The organism is Pseudoalteromonas sp. UG3-2 (assembly GCF_037120705.1).
Lineage (GTDB): Bacteria > Pseudomonadota > Gammaproteobacteria > Enterobacterales > Alteromonadaceae > Pseudoalteromonas.
In genome coordinates this window covers 1,980,248-1,998,287 of sequence record NZ_JAWLJU010000002.1, presented here as the reverse complement: position 1 = coordinate 1,998,287, position 18,040 = coordinate 1,980,248, and the positions used below count along the sequence as shown (strand labels likewise).

The following is an 18,040-nucleotide window of genomic DNA, read 5'->3' as shown; positions in this document are numbered from 1 at the left end:
AGATTGACTGCCTTGGTAATATCCTAATTTCCAAAATTTAAGTTCTGCTCATTCTCAACAGGCGTGCTCTTCAAATGGCCTTGAATACATAATGCATCCAACTCTTCTTTGCTTGCTAAACTTTGATCCCATTGCTTGAGCATTGGTGCTATATAACGGAACCAAAGAGGAGGGAAGAGAGACAAGGCAATAGCGAACATATAGCCGTGCTTTAGGCAAAGTGTCTTGTTATCGTTATATAACTGCCAAAATGGGATCGTGCCATTTACATGATGTCCACCATGACAAGTTGCATTGTATAGACCAATTCTTGAGCCCAGAGAACGAGTTTCCCAGCTATGTCGAGGTTCAATTTTTGAGCCTGGTATGCGGATCAAGCCATAATGCTGTACATAATTAATCGACTCTAATAACCATTTCGCTATAAACATAATCACGAGCCAAGCTAACATTGCCAGTGGGCTCACAAATAATGCTGTAAGAGCCAACCAGAATATGGTCATCAACAAGCCGTTAATGACTTGATTCTTAATTAATTTACCGAATATTGAATGGCGCTTTAGTCGCGCAACTTCGAACTTCCAAGAGTCACGGTACTGGCCAAATAATGCTCTTATGAAATGCTTATAGATTGAATCTCCACGACGTGCAGAGGTAGGATCGAGCTCTGTTGCTACATTTGCATGATGACTATGAATATGGGAGATCACAACCTGTGCGTCTCCACACATGGAAAAGAGTAATCGTGACGCTTCAAACAACCCTCGCGTCTGGCGGTGCATGATCTCATGTGCGACAGCGGTGTTGTGACCAAACATGAAACCACAAGCCATGACCAAACCTATCAGCTCAAATAAGCTGTTTTGTTGGCTAGCCTGTAACGGTAAATTTAAGCTATTTGAAAAGAATTGCACACATACCAATAGCATTTCATTTCTCGGTTCTATTTGCCAAAACAGCAGCAATAATGCGATAAATGAAAGTGGGATATGTGCGACTAAAAGCGTATCAAAAAGACTGCCGATACGCCCAGACACTTTACCATCTGATTTTGGAAGTACATTATCACCAACCAGATAAATGGCAATGAAGCCTAAAACATAAGCCCACCCCCACATGCCTCCAAATAGCAAAGCCAAGTAAAGAAGGGGAAAGAATAACAGACTAAATAAGCCATAGAGCAAGTAAGACATTATGACTCCCGAACTGACTGAGCAGAGCCGAATTGCTCATTTATAAATGAAGCGATCTCAGCAGCAACCGTTTCATCAGCCAAAATTCGGTTGTGACCAAGCCCATTTGTGACAAGAACTTGCTGCTTTGAATGTGACTCTCTTCTTTGCGATGTATCAAATAACAGCTTACCCTCTTGGATAGGTACTACCTTGTCTTTGATATCGTGCGTTATAAGAACATTTTGATTAAGTGAAGCAAGGTTATCGCTGGTACTGAAATGGTCCCAAACATTAGAAGTAATCATTTTGAAACGATCTGAAATGCGTTTCTTAAGTTTACTTTGAGTGTTTGAATTGAGCCCCAGTAAATATGAAAACTTATTAAAAACTCCCACGAAAGAAGAAGGTGTACTTATTAAGACGAGACTCTTACAACTAAGTCCACTGGCCAATAATTTAGCAGCACACACCCCACCAAAAGAGTGTGCAACAACAGCCTCACATTTAACTGTCTTTGCCTGTACATTGTTATTTGCATTTGCAGAAGACGCTCCTTGCAACATCGCACACACGATCGCATTTATCTCTAATAAATCGGTGTGCTTACCTTGAGAACGACCATGAGCTGGTAAGTCAAAACATAAAACTCGAAACCCCTTTTCTAACAGAGCCTCTGCGATGCTGAACATTTGATCTACTCTAGATTCCCAGCCATGAATTAATACCACAGTCGGTGCGCTTGGATCGCCTATCTCATAACAACAAATCTGTTTGTTTGCCGAGCCATCGTGGGTAATTAAAGTAATCCAATACTCATCAGGGAATAAGCTTGCTAGCCCTGAAGGTTTATCAGTCCTCGCTTTACTATTAATTCTAAAGAATAGCTTGTAGCAAAAACGATGAGTTAATCCGGGTAATAATTGGCTCACCTTCAATAATAAACGAACATACTTTAAGGTTGTTGGTATCCGCATTTTTGGTTCAAGCGCTAAATCCAATTCACTGGGGAAGCTTTCTAATCGTTTTGAAACAGGCGGAAAATTTATGCTAGATGAATTCGTCATAGCTCACCTTTTCTTTCGCAATACCTATCTGTTCATAAAGTGCTTTGCAATGCGACACTAAAACTTTTGAGCCACAAATTAAGCCGCTAAGCTTCTCTGAGTTGTCTGGAGATTCTTTTATTGCTAATTCTGTCAGCGTTTGAGATGACAGAAACTCCTTGTGGTTCATTGACTTCAGCGTGACTCGATCACCAAAGTGGTTGTTTAGCTTTGCTATGACACTCTCAAAATAGGCTTGGTCATTACTCTTGACAACCCCAACCAAGTGGCTCCTAGCAGACGGAAAATCGCTAAGATGTTGAGAAATAAGTGCAGCAGTGACACCTAAACCAGATCCTCCAGCAATTGCAATAATGTCGCCATTACTACGTACTGAAAAATTCCCTTTCGCTTCACCGACCTTAATTGGCAGAGGCTTCTCTTCTGTCATCACACTTGCCCACCATGAAGACATCACCCCGCCTTCCTTAAGCGCAACATGAATTTCTAACTCCATTTCAGTGCCGGTAACTACCTTAGATACAATAGAGTAATATCTTGATATTCCGTTTGGATTGGTCACACCAAGGTACTGACCAATTCGTAAATCAAAGTCATTTGGTACAAGTATCCGAACATCAAGAATGTGTGGAGCTATTGATGTTATTGTGCTGACAAAAGCACTACATCCTGGCTCTTCAAATACAGAACTTAGCGCTAAATCTTCTCTTGGGTAAGTTTGACAAGCAAGTGTATAACCCTTTTCAAGTTCTTCCTCATCAAACATATATGCTAGATCTTTAATGAAAGAAGCCTCACCCTTTTGAATCGTACAACGACATTCTCCACATGAACCAACCTGGCAACTATAAGGTATAGGCACATCCTGCATTAACGCAGCATCGAGAATAGTCTGATCCTCTCGAACAGTGAATAAATACTCTTGTTCAGAATGAAAGAAACTAACTTGATGCTCACTGACTGTTTTCTTCTTGAAGAGTTTCCAGAACATAGTATTCCCTTAAAGTGAGAGCCCAATTCTCGCTAAGCGTTTATCACATTCATTGTTGACATCATGCATAAGCATTTCGACCTGCTCTTTTTCAGTCACGTCACGCATTTTCCTTGTTGGAAAGATATGAATATCACCAATTTCATCCATGTAGTTATCTGCAGCCATTTGGTACAAGCCAATATAGTGATTGATTGTAGATTCAAAAACTTCCGTCATTAACATGCGGAACTCTTTAGCTAAACGAGCCATTTTATTCCGTGTTTTATCGCCTTTAGCAGTGTAATTGCGCATAATCGCTTCTCCATAAGCGACATGGTGTACCTCGTCCGCGAAAGCGCCTCGGATCATGGCTGAAAGTTGTGGGTCAAAAACAGACCAGTAAGCAGCTTCGTACCTATAAACAGGGTAGGCCATCCCTTCCAAAATAATGTTGTGCGAAAGCATGGCTGCTGAAAAATCACCTCGATCCACCTGCTCCGCGATTAAATCGTAAAATTTACGCATTTCCGGTGTGGTAACTCTGTCCATCATGCTATTTCGTTCTTCAGGGGAAACACCAAAATCTGCTAGCCTGCGACTAAAAATTTCAAAGTGCCGAGCTTCATCAGCAGCTTGCGTTGCCATAAAAACTGAGCTTGCCTCATCTGGTGCACACGACACTAACTTCGAAATACCAGTCATAGAGATTTTTTCTGCGGTCAAAAATGTAGCCAAGTCAATCTTATAAATTTCTGACAATAACTTATCCGACCATAATGCAGGGTGAGGATCTGGCGCATCAAATTTCACACCATATTCTGTATCCTGCAAAATGTGCCAGGGGGCGCGCTCTAACCAAGATTGCACATCAAATTTGTCAGTATCCCAACCGACATCAGTAAACTTCTTACTATCCCTGTCGAAGAGTTTATTTTTTACATCCATTTTTGTTCCTAATAACAAATTTCACTCTACCGAGCTTGTTTAATGACATGTGTATTTGGCTTGCTTTGAAACCAAATTAAGAAAAGAGTTACACAAACAATTAAGCAAATTACAGCGCCACCTAGACTTGAAAGTAGCTCACTTAGATTAATGCAACTCAAAATTGCAAATAAGATAGCCAGACCCAAGCGCATCCCTCTCGGCACCTGACTCTTATAAAAATGCCCAACCTGTTGTTGGCGTGAAGCGGTCAAACATGAAGCAATCAACAAACCTGAATAAATTAAACAGATGAGCGAAGCTGACAATTGAGAAAACTCAGTACTTAAGCCAAACCCAATCGTCACGAAGCTCAGCAGAATAGACAACGAACTCATCAATAGAACTGCATTTACAGGGGTGATGCCATCTCGGCCAAGTTTTAGGAGCCTATTTGTTAATACTCCTTCTCTTGCTAACATGTAAATCATTCTAGAAGCCCCAGACAAACCACTATTAAAAGAGGTAACGAGTGCTTGAATAGTTAAGAAAAGAGCAACCAATCGACCTTCATGAGAGAAAAGCAACTGAGCAAAATACAGCAAAGGGTTTTCAGCAGGCACTGAGTGAGGCTTCAACTCTAAAAACACAAAGGCCATACTCATATAAAGCAACGAGATTGAAAGGATTGCGATATACATACTTTTTGGCAAGAGACTAAAAAAATCTTCAGGCTTTCGAACTGAACTTGCTGCTAGCTCAACACCAATAAAAAGAAAAATACCGAAAACGATCGCACTGGGTACGATATTTTTAATCTCATTAAAAGTGTTCATGCTATGAGCGAAAGGCTCAACCTCTGATTGGTTATATGCAAACCAACATAAAAGCAAACTACCGAACCAAAGCAGAGTAGTTGAAATACGTTGAAGGTTTTCGGAAACCCTCAAACCTCGGTAATTAATTACAATGACAAATCCAAGTACGCTGAAAACAACTCCCCATGACAGCGCCTCACTAAAATAACTTGTTAAAATTGCATACAACAAAAAGCTCTCTATCCCAGCAATTGTGATAAGCACAACTAAGTAACCTACAGTTAAGAGCAGAGATAGTTGTGAACCTAAGTGTTTTTTTGTATAGGTTCTTAAACTTGGAGAGCCAGGATAAAGAGAAGCTAGCTCAAGGATAGGGCCCATAATAGTGAGCATAAGAATGGCAGCTAGCGCAATTTCAAAGATAGCTATAAATTGACCTTCCACGCGTAAAGAGTTTTGCGTATCCATACCAAGAATAATAAGTAGTACGTAATTACAACTTATTGCAATGGCGATCCCACTCGCCGTTGAAATATAGCCAAATCCCCGTGATACAGACGCAAAATCAACCGTGAGTTTCATATTAATGAAAACCCCATAATATAAGAGCTATAGCGTCTAGTTTTATGCTGTGTTGCTCATCACCAAACACTTGCAAGTCGCCTTCAAGACTTGCTATTGCAGGATTACAACGGCCTTCAAATATATCCATAAAACAATCCGTATGGGTGCGCAATAAAACCGTCTCTTTCCTTTCTTGCGCAGTGCAATCGTTTAGCTCTTTAATTTCAACGACCTGCCCCTGATTAACTACTATCAAAAACTGCTTATCTTGATCACTACATTGCAGGTTAATATCAACTGTCCAATTCTTGGTTAACCTCTGAACCTGTGCATTTTGGTTAACATTACTTGCAAAGTTATTAAGTGTTGCCTTTAAACCCATTTCCATATTTGACTCCATCATTTCACTGTTAAATTTGCGTCCGAATCGGGCGTAGAACTGGATAAGTTGTAATATTTTCTGGCATAGATTAAACGAGGGTCGTCTTTGGATAACTCGCCATTCTTGGGATTATTGGATGGTGTTGCTGTTTCAACTCGGCCTCCCGTTAAAAACAAGTCATCTAATAAAGAACCAAGTGGAGTAACGGTAAACCAACGCTTTTCCGTAATGTAGTGGTGAGCCATGTGGCGCTTTTGAATAAACTTAAGCCATCTGGTTTTGCATGAGTACGGGGAATGTACCAGTAAGTGAAACCACTCAAATTCTATATACCCCAGTACTAGACCTAATGTAGCTGCAAGCGTAATATCGATACTCGACGTTACAGCGTAAAAACCAAACATATTTAGCATCAACACTGGCAAAGTGAACCAAAATGGCGTTATCAAAATATCTAACCTCTTTGGCATATCATGATGCCCCATATGCAAACGATATAAGTACTTGTACCATTTAGGGTTTGCTGGTGCCGGCATGTGAAAAACCCAAACGTGGGCAATATATTCTTGGATCAGATACAAGCCCCAACCAAAAGCCATTGCGCCTAACAATTTCCATATACCCAGTTCACCTAGCATCACTTCTAAGTTAAAACCTGAGGCATAGAAATTGCTAAACAACAAAGTGCTGCAGACAATAGCCAGCGCAAAATAAAGTTGGATTGAGCGCTCTGCAACAAACCTTTTAAACACCCAACTCAAGCTTCGCTGTTTAACATAGTTATTAATAAACTCTTCACTTGCCATTGTGTCTTCCTCAAACTGCAAACTGAGTGTGTAATTGCGCGGCAGGCTTAATTGACTCAACTATCGTTGTGGGCAACTTAAAACCAAAAGACAAACCAAATTCGTATATTTCCCGAGCTTGAGTAATATCCAACTCTTTACCTAAGCTGTAATCTCCTTCTAAACCAGCCATAGCAAGAATTATCGTTTCTGAAAGGCAGGCTAAATTAACGTCAGGCTCGAAACCTAAAATATTAGATTTGCCAAAGGCGATTGGCTCAGGCAGCTTCACTACCCCCCCTTCAAAAGCGACGATATCTGGACGCTCTTGAGATATATAACCTGAAAAGTCAGGTGGACGCGCAGCATCACAAACAACACTTTCTTGAGCTAATAAATTGCTAGGAATAAATCCCTTACCATTCGAAGTTGCTGAAATAATTGCGTTACAGTTAGGAAGTTCCTCATCAATTGACACTGAAATACGAATGCAGGATTCAATGAGGCCTGGAGCTCGTTGCTTTATGAATAAAGTCATGGCCCTAAAGGCCTCTTCCCCAGAGCTATTAAGTAACTCTCTAAATGAAGGTGATCTAAAATCAATTATTTTCTCTGCTTTACGCATTAACTCTCTGGCAATCGCATTTGGCTTAAATTCAGCTTCATCTTCAAATGCACGCCATACTATTTCGGCTCGTATTTCACCTAAGCCTTGAATTGCATGCGGATTGCTTGGATTTCCAAATAAAGTTATTTCTCTAAACTCTCTTGATGCTTCAATCGCAGCAATACGACCAACTGCACCTGAAGCACCAATCACGGCAAGCCTTATACCATTACATGTCAAGAAACGAGCGTTCACAGCCTCAATAACTCCCCTTGCACTCATCATTCCAGTAAAGCTATTGCCACTTGTTACTGGGACTGTTCGCTCTGGTAACCTAGTTCCACCTCGAGTTACAATTGATGTAAAAGCGCCTAAGCCAACACGATCAACATCTAAAGCATGTGCAATATCAAAATACTGTTGCATCAAAAACTCACGCTTCTCCTTTTTTAAACGCATCATTTTTTCAGGTGTAAGTGGGCAAGAAATTAACCATCCTTCAACATAGTCACCGTCGCTATTTGTCACTGCTGGCGCATAAAGCACCGGAGCTGGCTCATACCGCTTTGAGAACCATGAGTCCATCCAGCTGTACCAAAGATCTTTGTGTTCTGGATCAAGGTTATTAATCGCTTCAGGCATAATTCGCATTAAATCTTCATCCATCGTCGGATGAATCAAAAAGGCAAAGCTGCCTAATTTCTTACCAGAGGGTTTTGGAAGAGGCATGACTGGATCAAGTGCTAAATTTTGTTCTGTATACTCAACCTCACGCGAAGGCTTCCCTATCATGTAGGCAAATAAAGAGCTAAATTTTCTTTTAGTTATCAACTCGCCCACATCATTAAGCGCATCTACTAAACGATCTATTTGAGGCTTCGTAACAATGAGGTTTGGCTCTATGCGGACCACACTGTTATGATTAAATACTGGTGCAGTAAGAATTTGATGGCAATTTAACAAGTAACCACACACTAATGGCGCTGCTAAACCATGAAAGCTTGCATGAGCTAGAAAGTAACTATGACTTTGCGGCCAAGGCATTAATTCAACCCCTAGCATAAGTCCATCACCTTGGAGCGACTTAAAAGCAAAGGGGAAGTCAGAAACAACCTTCTCTAAACTTACTTTTAGATACTTAGCAACGTCACGAACATGCTGTAAAATCTCTCCATCGCTTGCAGTTAACTCATCTAAAACAGCATTTCCAACCACACAGGTAAAGTTATTATTCGCAAAAGTTGAGCTATGAAATAAACCAAGTTCTTCAGTCCACAGTTTGTCCCGACAAATCATTGCTCCTAGCGGCACGACTCCACCACCTAAGGCTTTTGCAAGGCAGATAATATCTGCTTCAACATGAGGGTATTTTTCAAGACCAAATGTATAGCCCAAGCGCCCAATACCTGTTTGGACTTCATCAACCACCAATAAAGTGCCATATTTCTTGCTAAGCTTGGACAGCTGTTCGACTAGAGATGGCTCTAGAAGACGCATACCACCTTCACCTTGAACCAGCTCAATAATTAATGCGGCCACATCTTTCTTAGAAAGTCTTGCTTCTAGCTCCTTAAGCTCATTTAGATTCATATGCTCAAAAAATTTCGTATCTGCTAAAAATGGAGCGCTATATTGTTGATTACCCGTTGCGGACCCCGCACCTAGTGTCTTCCCGTGAAAACCGGTTTTACTTGATATTATTACCTGGCGACCGGTATAAGAACGAGCAAGCTTAATTGCTATCTCAACTGACTCAGCCCCGCTATTACAAAAAGTGCAGTAACCCTGTTTAAATGGTGATAACTCTATCAAACGCTGAGCTAGTAACTCAGCATGTTGTGCACGCAAAGGCTGCACAAAACTTGCTTCGTTATTCGCTAAAAACGTTACGATTTTACTTTTTATATTGGGGGGGTTGTGACCAAAAGGTAATGCACCATATTGAGAAATAAAGTCGCAATAAACATTCTCATTTTCATCAAGCAACTCTGAGCCTTGAGCATGCGTAATCGATTTATCAAAGCCTATATGGCGAAGCATAAATTGACGAGTTGGATTAATTCTAGAATCGACTTGGCTTAATTCTGAAATAGTAGGTGCAGCAGCTTTCGACACCTTTTGTGTGTCTGCTTTTATCAAATCAATTAACATGTTTAGTCTCTTAAATTTTATTTTGCTAGGTGTTCAACATATGTAATTACAACAACCAAACTACCCAAAGCAGCACTTGCTAACATTGTGAATTGATACCGGTTCAGATAACGCCTTACTTCATCACCAAGGGAAAACATAATCCTTGGCCAAATGAAATAACTACCAATTAAATGGCACGCGGCCATAACCGTGAGTAGAGAGATTTTGATCACTAAAAATGAATCGAGCATGCTTCGCTCTTGAACAACAGCTAGAAAAATTCCCGAGCTAAACGTAAAGATAATAAATGCATACAACCAATATGCTGCTCGAGTACCTTGCACTTGATACATCCTGCACTCTTGCTGGATATCCTTTGCCCCAGCGCGATAAGAAGGAAAAATAAGCACGAGGTTGAAATACATAGCACCTAGCCAACTTATAGTTGCAAACACATGAACTAGATAAAAAGCACACTCAACTACAGACATAACCGCCTCCAAAATTCATATTTCTTCCTTAAATAACGTAGAGGGTTAAAGCGAACAGCTTGCATCGAAGTTTTGATACTGAATAGCGTCAGCATTAATGCTACAAACTGGACAATTTGGATCATGTTCAATTTCCAGTTCTGTAAATTCAGCATCTAAGGCGTCATATCGAAGGATCCTATTGGTTAATGGCTCACCGAGATTTAACAACAGCTTAATAGCTTCTACTGCTTGCAAAATACCGATCACACCTGGCAGCACTCCCATCACACCAGCCTCCATACAAGAAGGCGCTAATTCTGATGGAGGAGGGCTCGGGTATATACAGCGATAACAAGGAGAAGACTGGTGCCCACTAAAGACTGTTAGATAACCATCAAACCGAAATACTGCACCGTGTACATTTGCAATGCCATGCTTTACGCATGCGTCATTAATCAAATAACGCGTATTAAAGTTGTCACATCCATCTATTACCAAATCATATTGAGAAAATAGCTCATCAACATTATCTTCATTTAGCATTGCATCATAGGCAACGACATTCACTTGAGGGTTAAGTTCTGAAATGCGCGAAGCTGCAGATAGCACTTTCTTTTTGCCTAAATGAGACTCTCCATGAATGACCTGGCGCTGCAGATTACTCACTTCCACAACATCATTATCGATTATTCCCAAGGTGCCAACTCCCGCAGCAGCAAGATAGAGTGCAGCTGGTGAACCCAGCCCGCCAGCACCGACTAATAGAACGCGACTGTCTAAAAGTTTTAACTGACCATTTTCGCCAATCTCAGGAATAAGCGTATGTCTCAGATAACGTTGACGACTTTCAAGATCAAGCATCTTTGGGCGTGACACTGGTAAACCCAAATCTTTCCAGGCTTGTATACCTCCTTTTAATGAGCTGATGTTCATGTAGCCCATAGCGCGAAGACTATCGGCAGCAAATAATGAACGAACACCTGAGCCACATACCAAAATGATGCTTTGTGATAATTGAGTTAATTCAGTTTCGGCTTTTAACTCCAACAAACTTTTTGGGATATGTAGAGCATGTTCAATCATGCCTGATTCAAGCTCTTCTTTTTCCCTTACATCAACAATAACGCTGGAGTTAGCTTGAGCGAATGCTTCTAATTCATTTGCAGATATTTCAATAATTTCCTGCTTTAGTTGCTGAACTTTTTGATCTAAGAATCCCACTTTAACCACCTGCAAATGCTGGCACTATTGAAACAACATCACCTTGCTTTAACGGTGTCTCTAAGCCCTGTAGTCGTGTAATATCTTTTTTATTAACAAAAACTTTTATGAATTCTCTTACCTGTTGCTCAGAATCAATGATGTGTTCAATCAAGTTCGTACTTTGTACCTTAAGTTCATCAAATGCTTCATTTACAGAGCTAGCATTAGTGAAAACCTTTTTCTGATTGCCTGCATACTTTCGAAGTGGTGCAGGAAGAATGATTGTTACTTCCATAAATTTTCCTTTTTACACTTTTTGACTTACAGCTTAAGCCATCTCGTGATTTGTAATTTCTATTAATCCTTTGACAAGCTTACGTACATCTTGCTCATCAGAATAACGTCCAAAACTAACCCTAATTGTTGATTCAGCTTCACTAGGGGTCATACCGATCGCAATTAGCACATTTGACACTTTTTGTACTTTATTTTCTGAACATGCTGAGCCTCTTGACACCCTTATCCCATAGAGTAAATCCAGTCTTTCCAATAATGTTTCACTTTGAAAACCGGGGAAACTTACTGATACTATGTTATTCTGACAAAGCACTTCATCATCACTGCCATTGAAGGTAGCATCGGGAAAGTAACGCTTAATTAAATTGATAAAGAGCTTCTTTTGTGCAGCAACGCTCACTTCATCCTTGTATTTATTTATCTCAAGCAGCTCTAGCGCTCGTGTAAAACCAACCACGCCCAGAATATTTTCAGTCCCCCCTCTAAAACCCAGCTCTTGTCCACCACCATGAATAAGAGAGTAAGTCATATCTGGGTTTTTCAAATAAAGGGCTCCAGTACCTTTTGGCCCATATATTTTGTGTGCTGAAATAGCCAAACTATCAATATTTAGCTCACTTAGGTTTAAATCAGTCTTTCCAAATGCTTGAACTGCATCGACATGAAAGAAGATATCTGGCCTATCACGAAAAAGAGCCTCTCCGAGTGCTGCTATAGGCTGCTTTGTCCCGAGCTCATTATTAACCGCCATCAAAGTAACTATTTTGGTGTTTTCTGTCAGAGCGTCCAAAACCGTTTCGACTTGAACAACGCCATTTCTGTCTGGATCTACATAAGTAACTTCAAAACCCAGTACATCTTGACACCATGTGACAGCCTCCAAAACAGATGCATGCTCTATACTGGAGCAAACGATATGTCCGGGCGAGTCTAGGAATATCATTGCTCGGCCCTTTATTGCCGTGTTATTTGCCTCAGTCCCACCAGATGTAAAGAAGATGCTATTTACTTGGACCTGTAATATATTCGCCAATACTTTACGAGCAAGTGCAATCGTTTTCTTATTTTGCCAAGCTATAGAATAGCTACTAGAAGGGTTCGCATAAGACCCCAATGACTCTTGCATCGCTAAAATAACTTCGTTATCAAGTGGGGTCGTAGCACTATAATCTAAGTATCCTGCAATTTTCTTTTCCATCTTTTTAAATCATTTATTAATTAATAAGTGATAGCCTGCGTGTTACGTATTTCTGTGTTTATTTTGGACACGAGTGAAACCTTGAGATAAAATAATGTAAAAAAAAGGTTTATTAATCAAGAGCCAAAAAGAACATTAAATTCACATAAGAAATGTTATCAAGCCGACTGTTAATGGTAATTTAACAATTTGGTGGAGAGGGAAACAGAGTTTAAATTGACAATTAAAAGGATAAAAAAGACAAATGCCACGCAAAATAGCAATATTGGCTACTGACAAAGCGATTGTAGGTGGAATGATTACACTGATCGAAACTTTCGATTACTGCAACATGTACTGGAAAACAATCAAGCCTGAATCCAATGAGTTACTTTTTGAATGTTTCATTGTTTCTCCTTCGGGAAACCCAATCAGCAATAGTGCAGGGGTTCAGTTAGCCACAAAAAGCCTGAAGCAATCAAATTACCTCATTGATATGGATGCAGTCATCGTTGCCTCGACGGTTATAAGTGATAGAAAAAGCTTCAATGAGTATTTACTATCATTCGCCCCTATCTCACAGGCAATTATTGAGTATAAAAAGTTAAATAGGCCGATTTCTGGGTATTGTTCGGGTGTCTTAGTACTAGCAGCAACAGGGTTGCTCGACCATCATAAAGCGACTTGTGCTTGGTGGCTTTCGGCAATGTTTACTCAGCTTTATCCTAAAGTACATTTATCGATGGATAAAATAGTGATTAAGGATAATGGCATCTTCACAGCTGGTGCAGCATCGGCAAACCTCAGCTTGGCACTTGTATTAGTTCGCGAACTAGCAAATGAGAAACTAGCGAGTAAAATCTCAAAACTCTTGTTGATCGACCCTAATCGTTCATCTCAAATGCCATTTATAGATAGGCGTTTAGTGTCAGAGCACCAAGATGACTTAATATATAAAGTTCAGCAGTGGATGCAAAATGACATAAAAGATAACTCTTCAATTGAGGAGTTATCGAAGAGATTTGCTGTAAGTGAAAGAACTTTAATAAGAAGATTTAAAAAAGCAACGGGAGAAACACCTGCTGCATATCGACAACGCTTGAGAGTTGAAGAGGCAAAAATCCTAATCGAATCAAGTAACCTCTCAATAGAAAAAATATCTAACTCAGTTGGTTATGAAGATATCAGTGCGTTTAGAAAAAGTTTCTCTCGGCACACTAGCTTGTCACCAAACGCATATCGCAATAGGTTTAAAGCTGAACCATTAACTTAATCAATGTCTCTATATAGCGAGGCTTCACCCACTTAGTCGCGATAAATAGTCGATACTTGTAATTAGGTAGCTGATTGATAATATTGAGATAAATGTAATTAAAGAGTGCGGCTTTCTACCAGTAGTGGTAAAGTATCAACCTGTTTCTGGTCGAAATTAGTCAACAAAATGCTTAAAAATACCCCCTTCAGCTCACCCTCAATTTGTTTTTTCGATCTAATGCAAAAAACTGGACCCCAATCATAAACTGCTTGCTTTAGCTAATGGATTCAACTGGCAAGTATTAGAAGCTGCTTTCTCTGAGTTGTATTCACATACCGGAAGGGGGGCTACACCTATTTGCTTAATGTCAGGGCCTTTAATCCTAAAACAGCTACACAACCTAGGTAATGATGTGGTGATTGAGCAGTGTCAGATGACCCTCATTTTCAAGCTTTCTGTGGTGAAAGCAGTTTTTAAATAATCCAACCGTGTGTCAGTGGTCAACTTAGTATTTTTTGAAAGCGTATTGACACACAAGGCGTAGAGCGTATTTTTGCTTTATCGGTTGAGTTACATGGTCAGACCATAGAAGAAAAAACCGTACTGGTCGATACCACTGTTCAAGAGAAGTGCATCACCTACCCGCCAGACACAAAACTTGCAATAAAGATTATCAACAGACTGAATAAGCTGGCCAAACGGCATGGCATTGAACAACGTCGTACCTTTGTAAAAGAAATAAAAGGATTACGCTTAAAGAGTCTTCATTTTCGTCACCCAAAAGAGAGAGGCAAAGCCAGAAGAGCTCTAAAGCGCCTTAGTATAATTGCGGGGATTCTATTTCGTAATTACAACGGAAATTACCTACAGAGGTGTCAAAAGAGCAAGAAGAACACTTCGCCTTGTACCGGCGTGTACTGGGTTAATCACCCAATTATAAAAATAAGATTTGCAGCCTTTATGAAGCAGATGTTTATTGTGTGGGAAAAGGGAGAGGCCCTAAGCCATATGAATATAGGAGCAAAGCGTCGGTTGTCTTGACGTTAAAAAGTAAAGTTATCATTGGCGTGGTGAGCCATGATGTAAATGTTCATGGCTCTAAAACACTGGAACCCGCGCTAACTCATGCGCACCAACACCAAGAAACCGCTATTGATTTAGCCGAGGTCGACAGGGAGGTCGAGGTGCTCGGCAGTGTGTTGATATAGAGGCTTACTTCCCAAGCTACCTCTAAAACGAGATAGTGAACACCAGTGACAGAAGAAGAGAGCACGGAGTCAAAAAAAGCAGGCATAGAGCCGATAATTGGCCACCTCAAGCAAGGCTTTAGATTATCGAAGTGCAGATTGAGAGGGACTGATGGGGGCCAAATCAATTTACTGATAGCGGCGTGTAAATGGAATTTAAGAAAGTAGATGGTTGCTTTCTTTTTTTTGTTCGAATCCAAGGGGCGTTTTAATTGGTATATGTTGGATTACTGACTTGGACGAGCCTCAACTTTACGAAGAAGCCAAAATTATCGCAATCTTGTTTGTGCACTACAAACAAGATCGCTGATTTAAACACGGCGTTTTCAGAATCGACTAATTACTATTGTGGTTCAGTTAGTTAGTGTTCAATAGCCATAAAAGCCTAGGGCTGGCTTGAGTTTTCGGACCTTTTGAACAACACTTCATGTATCTAACCACGCAATAAATACGTTATGCCAACTCAGCTTTTAAGTGGATGTAGTCGCCGCTATCTGGTTAAGCTTTTGATGCTTGCCATCACGGTACTCTTGTGCCTGAACTTATTGCTTAATCATATGCTGCATTTGCAAATGCATAAACAAGGTGCGGAACTGGCTAAGAGCATAGCTGGTGCTCATAGCACGGCAGCGGTGCAAGATGTTACTAAGCAGGCACAGCAATATGGTTTTACATTAAGCCCCGGCAATACCTTAGAACCTCATGTTTTTAGCGTGGATGAACAATCCGTTACCCTGTATCACCAGCCGATTTGGCGTAGTCACCCAGAGGTATTACTGTTTTTTAATTTACTCTCTATTGGGCTTATTTTGTTTGTTCATCGCTGGTGGTTTTTATATGGTCGCAAAACCACGGCAGCGAAACAAAGCACAGCGCCTGTCAAAGCTGTAATAAACAAAGCAAATGAAGACAACTACGCACTGTTTGCCTTGCTGCATTGGCAATCGACGGTATCGCAGCAGGTCGATTTACAACTTCATTTTCAGTTAGCATTAGTAAAAGGCTTAGGGCGCTTTGGCAATGTTACCGTGAAATATTTAAACACTGACGCCTTGGCAGTCACCGTGCAAGCGCTGCAAGTAGGGCAAGGTGAAGTGCTTAGTAAGCAAATTCATGAGTTGGTGTATTGTGCCTTGCGGGAATTTCGTGGGGATCTGTCAAGAAGTAAAGTGAAGCTAGGTGCCTGTTTCTATCAACAGGGTAGACAGCAAACTCAAGTGTATCAGAGTGCAAAGTCCGCACTTTCTATTGCGCAAAACCAAGTGTGGCAGCACACGCACCTTATCCACCTTACCTCATTACTGGCAAAACGATTACAGGCTGATGGCGAGTCATTGCTTGAGCACATAAAGCGAGGACAGTTTTCGCTGTTTTTCCAACCCCTATTCGACTTTCGTTGCGACGATATTGTGGTCAGTGAAGCTCTACTTAGGGTGTCACATCAGGAGCTTGGACGGATATCGGCAAAACAAGTAATGCAATATTTATATGATCCTAGCCAATTCCAAGCGTTAGATAAGATCATTATCAATCAAGTGCTCAGTGTTTATCAGCAAGAGCAGGGGTTTGGTAAAGTGAGCGTCAATTTGCATATCAGTAGCTGGTTAGAGCAGTCTTTTATCGATTGGTTAATCACGCGCTTACAGCAAGCGGGCATTGGTTCGGCGATTGCTTTTGAACTGAGTATCGATGAGGCTTACAGCCACAGTAGTAAGTTGCGGCCTGCATTTCAGCAGTTAAGTGAGCTGGGATGTGATATTTATCTTGATAATATTGCTCAAACCCTGTCATCGACGCCATGCGCTTTGCAGGATTACGTGAGCGCCTTTAAGCTCAGCTATGAACTCATCCACGGCATTGAGCATTCCGGATATCGCCGCCGCACAGTCAAACACATTATTCAGCAAGCCGCTGAGTTTGGGGTGCCGGTGTATGCTGTGGGCGTTGAAACCGACAGTGAACTCAGTTGTGTGAAAGGCTTGGGTGTTAAGGGGGCACAAGGGCACTATTTTTCTGCGCCCTTGCAGCAATTAGCGGACATTCATTAAATTCATATAGCGCAAGCCATCAAGCCCTTGCAGTCCGCCGGTGTGAATAGCGGTAATGGTTGCGCCCGATGGAAATTGGCCTTGCGCCACTAGGCTGAACAAGGCATAGAATAATTTCCCGGTGTATATCGGTTCCAGTGGTAATCGATAGTGCTGTTTCATGGTGTGACAAAATTGCAGCAGTTCCGGGGTCACTTTGGCGTAGCCACCATGATGGAAGTCATGCTCTAAGTGCCATGCAGCGCTCTCCTTGCCATCTAACATTGTGCGGATCTCCGCTGCTAAATATTCTGCTCCTTTTAAAACAGCCACGCCAATAAGTTGCGTTTCTGGCGCTAGCCCTTGTGCTAAGCCTGCAAGGGTGCCGCCGCTGCCAACAGCTGTCATGACATAATCACTTTTCGGAAGCTGCTCTGCTAACTCTTTCACGCCATTTAGGGCTAAGCTATTGCTACCGCCTTCAGGAATAATAAAGGCATTAGGGAATTGATGTTGTAAAGCGTTGAGGTAGTCTGGCTGGTGTCGCTGGCGGTATTCAATTCGAGTAACCGGGTGCAGGGATAAGCCACAGGCTCTGGCCATTTTAATCGTCGGGTTATTGTCATCTAACTGCGGCCCACGGATGATGGCATGACCTGTTATAGCAAATGTTTTACACGCCATTGCGGTAGCATAGAGGTGATTTGAAAAAGCACCGCCAAAGGTGACAAGCTCGCTCACACCGCTTTGCTGCATATGCAATAGGTTATACTTTAATTTACGCCATTTATTGCCTTGGATCAGTGGATGCAGTAAGTCGTCCCGCTTTACTACTAAGGTAATTTTATGCTGCTTTAATAGCGGGTGGTGAATGGTTTGTAGCGGGGATTCAGGCAATCTGTCTAGGGTTATCAAAGGTTTTTCTCTTCGCTATTT

General features: G+C 41.1%; 17 protein-coding genes. 4 read left to right on the top strand and 13 right to left on the bottom strand.

Annotation, left to right across the window (positions count from 1 at the left end; genetic code table 11):
- Nucleotides 1-23 precede the first annotated feature (23 nt).
- From R3P39_RS12105 to R3P39_RS12050, 12 genes are read right to left on the bottom strand one after another with little or no spacing between them, the layout of a single operon-like run.
- The gene (locus R3P39_RS12105; protein WP_336567754.1) at nucleotides 24-1,193 is read right to left on the bottom strand and encodes a fatty acid desaturase; all 1,170 of its coding nucleotides are present in this window, start codon (nucleotides 1,191-1,193) and stop codon (nucleotides 24-26) included.
- On the bottom strand, nucleotides 1,193-2,239 hold the full coding sequence (locus R3P39_RS12100) for an alpha/beta hydrolase (protein ID WP_336567752.1): 1,047 nt from the start codon (nucleotides 2,237-2,239) through the stop codon (nucleotides 1,193-1,195). Before R3P39_RS12100 ends, R3P39_RS12105 begins: the two co-directional genes overlap by 1 nt.
- Nucleotides 2,223-3,230 carry a 2Fe-2S iron-sulfur cluster-binding protein gene (locus R3P39_RS12095; protein ID WP_336567751.1) on the bottom strand — a complete coding sequence of 336 codons (1,008 nt, stop codon included), beginning with the start codon at nucleotides 3,228-3,230 and terminating at the stop codon, nucleotides 2,223-2,225. Before R3P39_RS12095 ends, R3P39_RS12100 begins: the two co-directional genes overlap by 17 nt.
- Before the next feature lie 9 nt (nucleotides 3,231-3,239).
- A complete protein-coding gene (locus tag R3P39_RS12090) occupies nucleotides 3,240-4,157 on the bottom strand; it encodes a ferritin-like domain-containing protein (RefSeq protein ID WP_336567750.1) in 918 nt (305 codons plus the stop codon).
- A 26-nt stretch (nucleotides 4,158-4,183) separates the two neighbouring features.
- Entirely contained in the window at nucleotides 4,184-5,536 is a 1,353-nt protein-coding gene (locus R3P39_RS12085; RefSeq protein WP_336567749.1) for an APC family permease, read from the bottom strand.
- Between the two features lies 1 nt (nucleotide 5,537).
- Complete coding sequence (locus tag R3P39_RS12080; RefSeq protein ID WP_336567748.1) at nucleotides 5,538-5,906, bottom strand: hypothetical protein; 369 nt, start codon at nucleotides 5,904-5,906, stop codon at nucleotides 5,538-5,540.
- Between the two features lie 11 nt (nucleotides 5,907-5,917).
- Nucleotides 5,918-6,706: a sterol desaturase family protein gene (locus R3P39_RS12075; RefSeq protein ID WP_336567747.1), complete on the bottom strand. Its 789-nt coding sequence runs from the start codon at nucleotides 6,704-6,706 to the stop codon at nucleotides 5,918-5,920.
- A 10-nt stretch (nucleotides 6,707-6,716) separates the two neighbouring features.
- Nucleotides 6,717-9,443 (bottom strand): aminotransferase class III-fold pyridoxal phosphate-dependent enzyme, encoded by a 2,727-nt coding sequence (locus R3P39_RS12070; protein ID WP_336567746.1) that lies wholly within the window; start codon nucleotides 9,441-9,443, stop codon nucleotides 6,717-6,719.
- Between the two features lie 17 nt (nucleotides 9,444-9,460).
- Nucleotides 9,461-9,916, bottom strand: coding sequence for a hypothetical protein (locus tag R3P39_RS12065; protein WP_336567745.1), 456 nt, complete (start codon nucleotides 9,914-9,916; stop codon nucleotides 9,461-9,463).
- A gap of 45 nt (nucleotides 9,917-9,961) precedes the next feature.
- Complete coding sequence (gene moeB / locus R3P39_RS12060; RefSeq protein ID WP_336567744.1) at nucleotides 9,962-11,119, bottom strand: molybdopterin-synthase adenylyltransferase MoeB; 1,158 nt, start codon at nucleotides 11,117-11,119, stop codon at nucleotides 9,962-9,964.
- Between the two features lies 1 nt (nucleotide 11,120).
- Nucleotides 11,121-11,396, bottom strand: a complete 276-nt coding sequence (locus tag R3P39_RS12055; protein WP_336567743.1) for a MoaD/ThiS family protein — start codon at nucleotides 11,394-11,396, stop codon at nucleotides 11,121-11,123.
- 33 nt (nucleotides 11,397-11,429) lie between these two features.
- Nucleotides 11,430-12,596 carry a cysteine desulfurase family protein gene (locus R3P39_RS12050; protein ID WP_336567741.1) on the bottom strand — a complete coding sequence of 389 codons (1,167 nt, stop codon included), beginning with the start codon at nucleotides 12,594-12,596 and terminating at the stop codon, nucleotides 11,430-11,432.
- Nucleotides 12,597-12,840: 244 nt separating this feature from the next.
- On the opposite strand from R3P39_RS12050, the gene R3P39_RS12045 reads away from it, so the two are divergent.
- From R3P39_RS12045 to R3P39_RS12035, 4 genes are all read left to right on the top strand, one after another.
- Complete coding sequence (locus R3P39_RS12045; RefSeq protein WP_336567740.1) at nucleotides 12,841-13,848, top strand: GlxA family transcriptional regulator; 1,008 nt, start codon at nucleotides 12,841-12,843, stop codon at nucleotides 13,846-13,848.
- Nucleotides 13,849-14,867: 1,019 nt separating this feature from the next.
- Nucleotides 14,868-15,038 carry a hypothetical protein gene (locus R3P39_RS12040; protein WP_336567739.1) on the top strand — a complete coding sequence of 57 codons (171 nt, stop codon included), beginning with the start codon at nucleotides 14,868-14,870 and terminating at the stop codon, nucleotides 15,036-15,038.
- Nucleotides 15,039-15,083: 45 nt separating this feature from the next.
- Complete coding sequence (locus R3P39_RS18225; RefSeq protein WP_442962054.1) at nucleotides 15,084-15,245, top strand: transposase; 162 nt, start codon at nucleotides 15,084-15,086, stop codon at nucleotides 15,243-15,245.
- 287 nt (nucleotides 15,246-15,532) lie between these two features.
- Nucleotides 15,533-17,125: an EAL domain-containing protein gene (locus tag R3P39_RS12035; RefSeq protein ID WP_336567738.1), complete on the top strand. Its 1,593-nt coding sequence runs from the start codon at nucleotides 15,533-15,535 to the stop codon at nucleotides 17,123-17,125.
- Here the strand turns inward: R3P39_RS12035 and R3P39_RS12030 are convergent.
- A complete protein-coding gene (locus R3P39_RS12030) occupies nucleotides 17,108-18,019 on the bottom strand; it encodes a 1-aminocyclopropane-1-carboxylate deaminase/D-cysteine desulfhydrase (RefSeq protein ID WP_336567737.1) in 912 nt (303 codons plus the stop codon). The genes R3P39_RS12035 and R3P39_RS12030 overlap by 18 nt on opposite strands.
- Nucleotides 18,020-18,040: the final 21 nt, after the last annotated feature.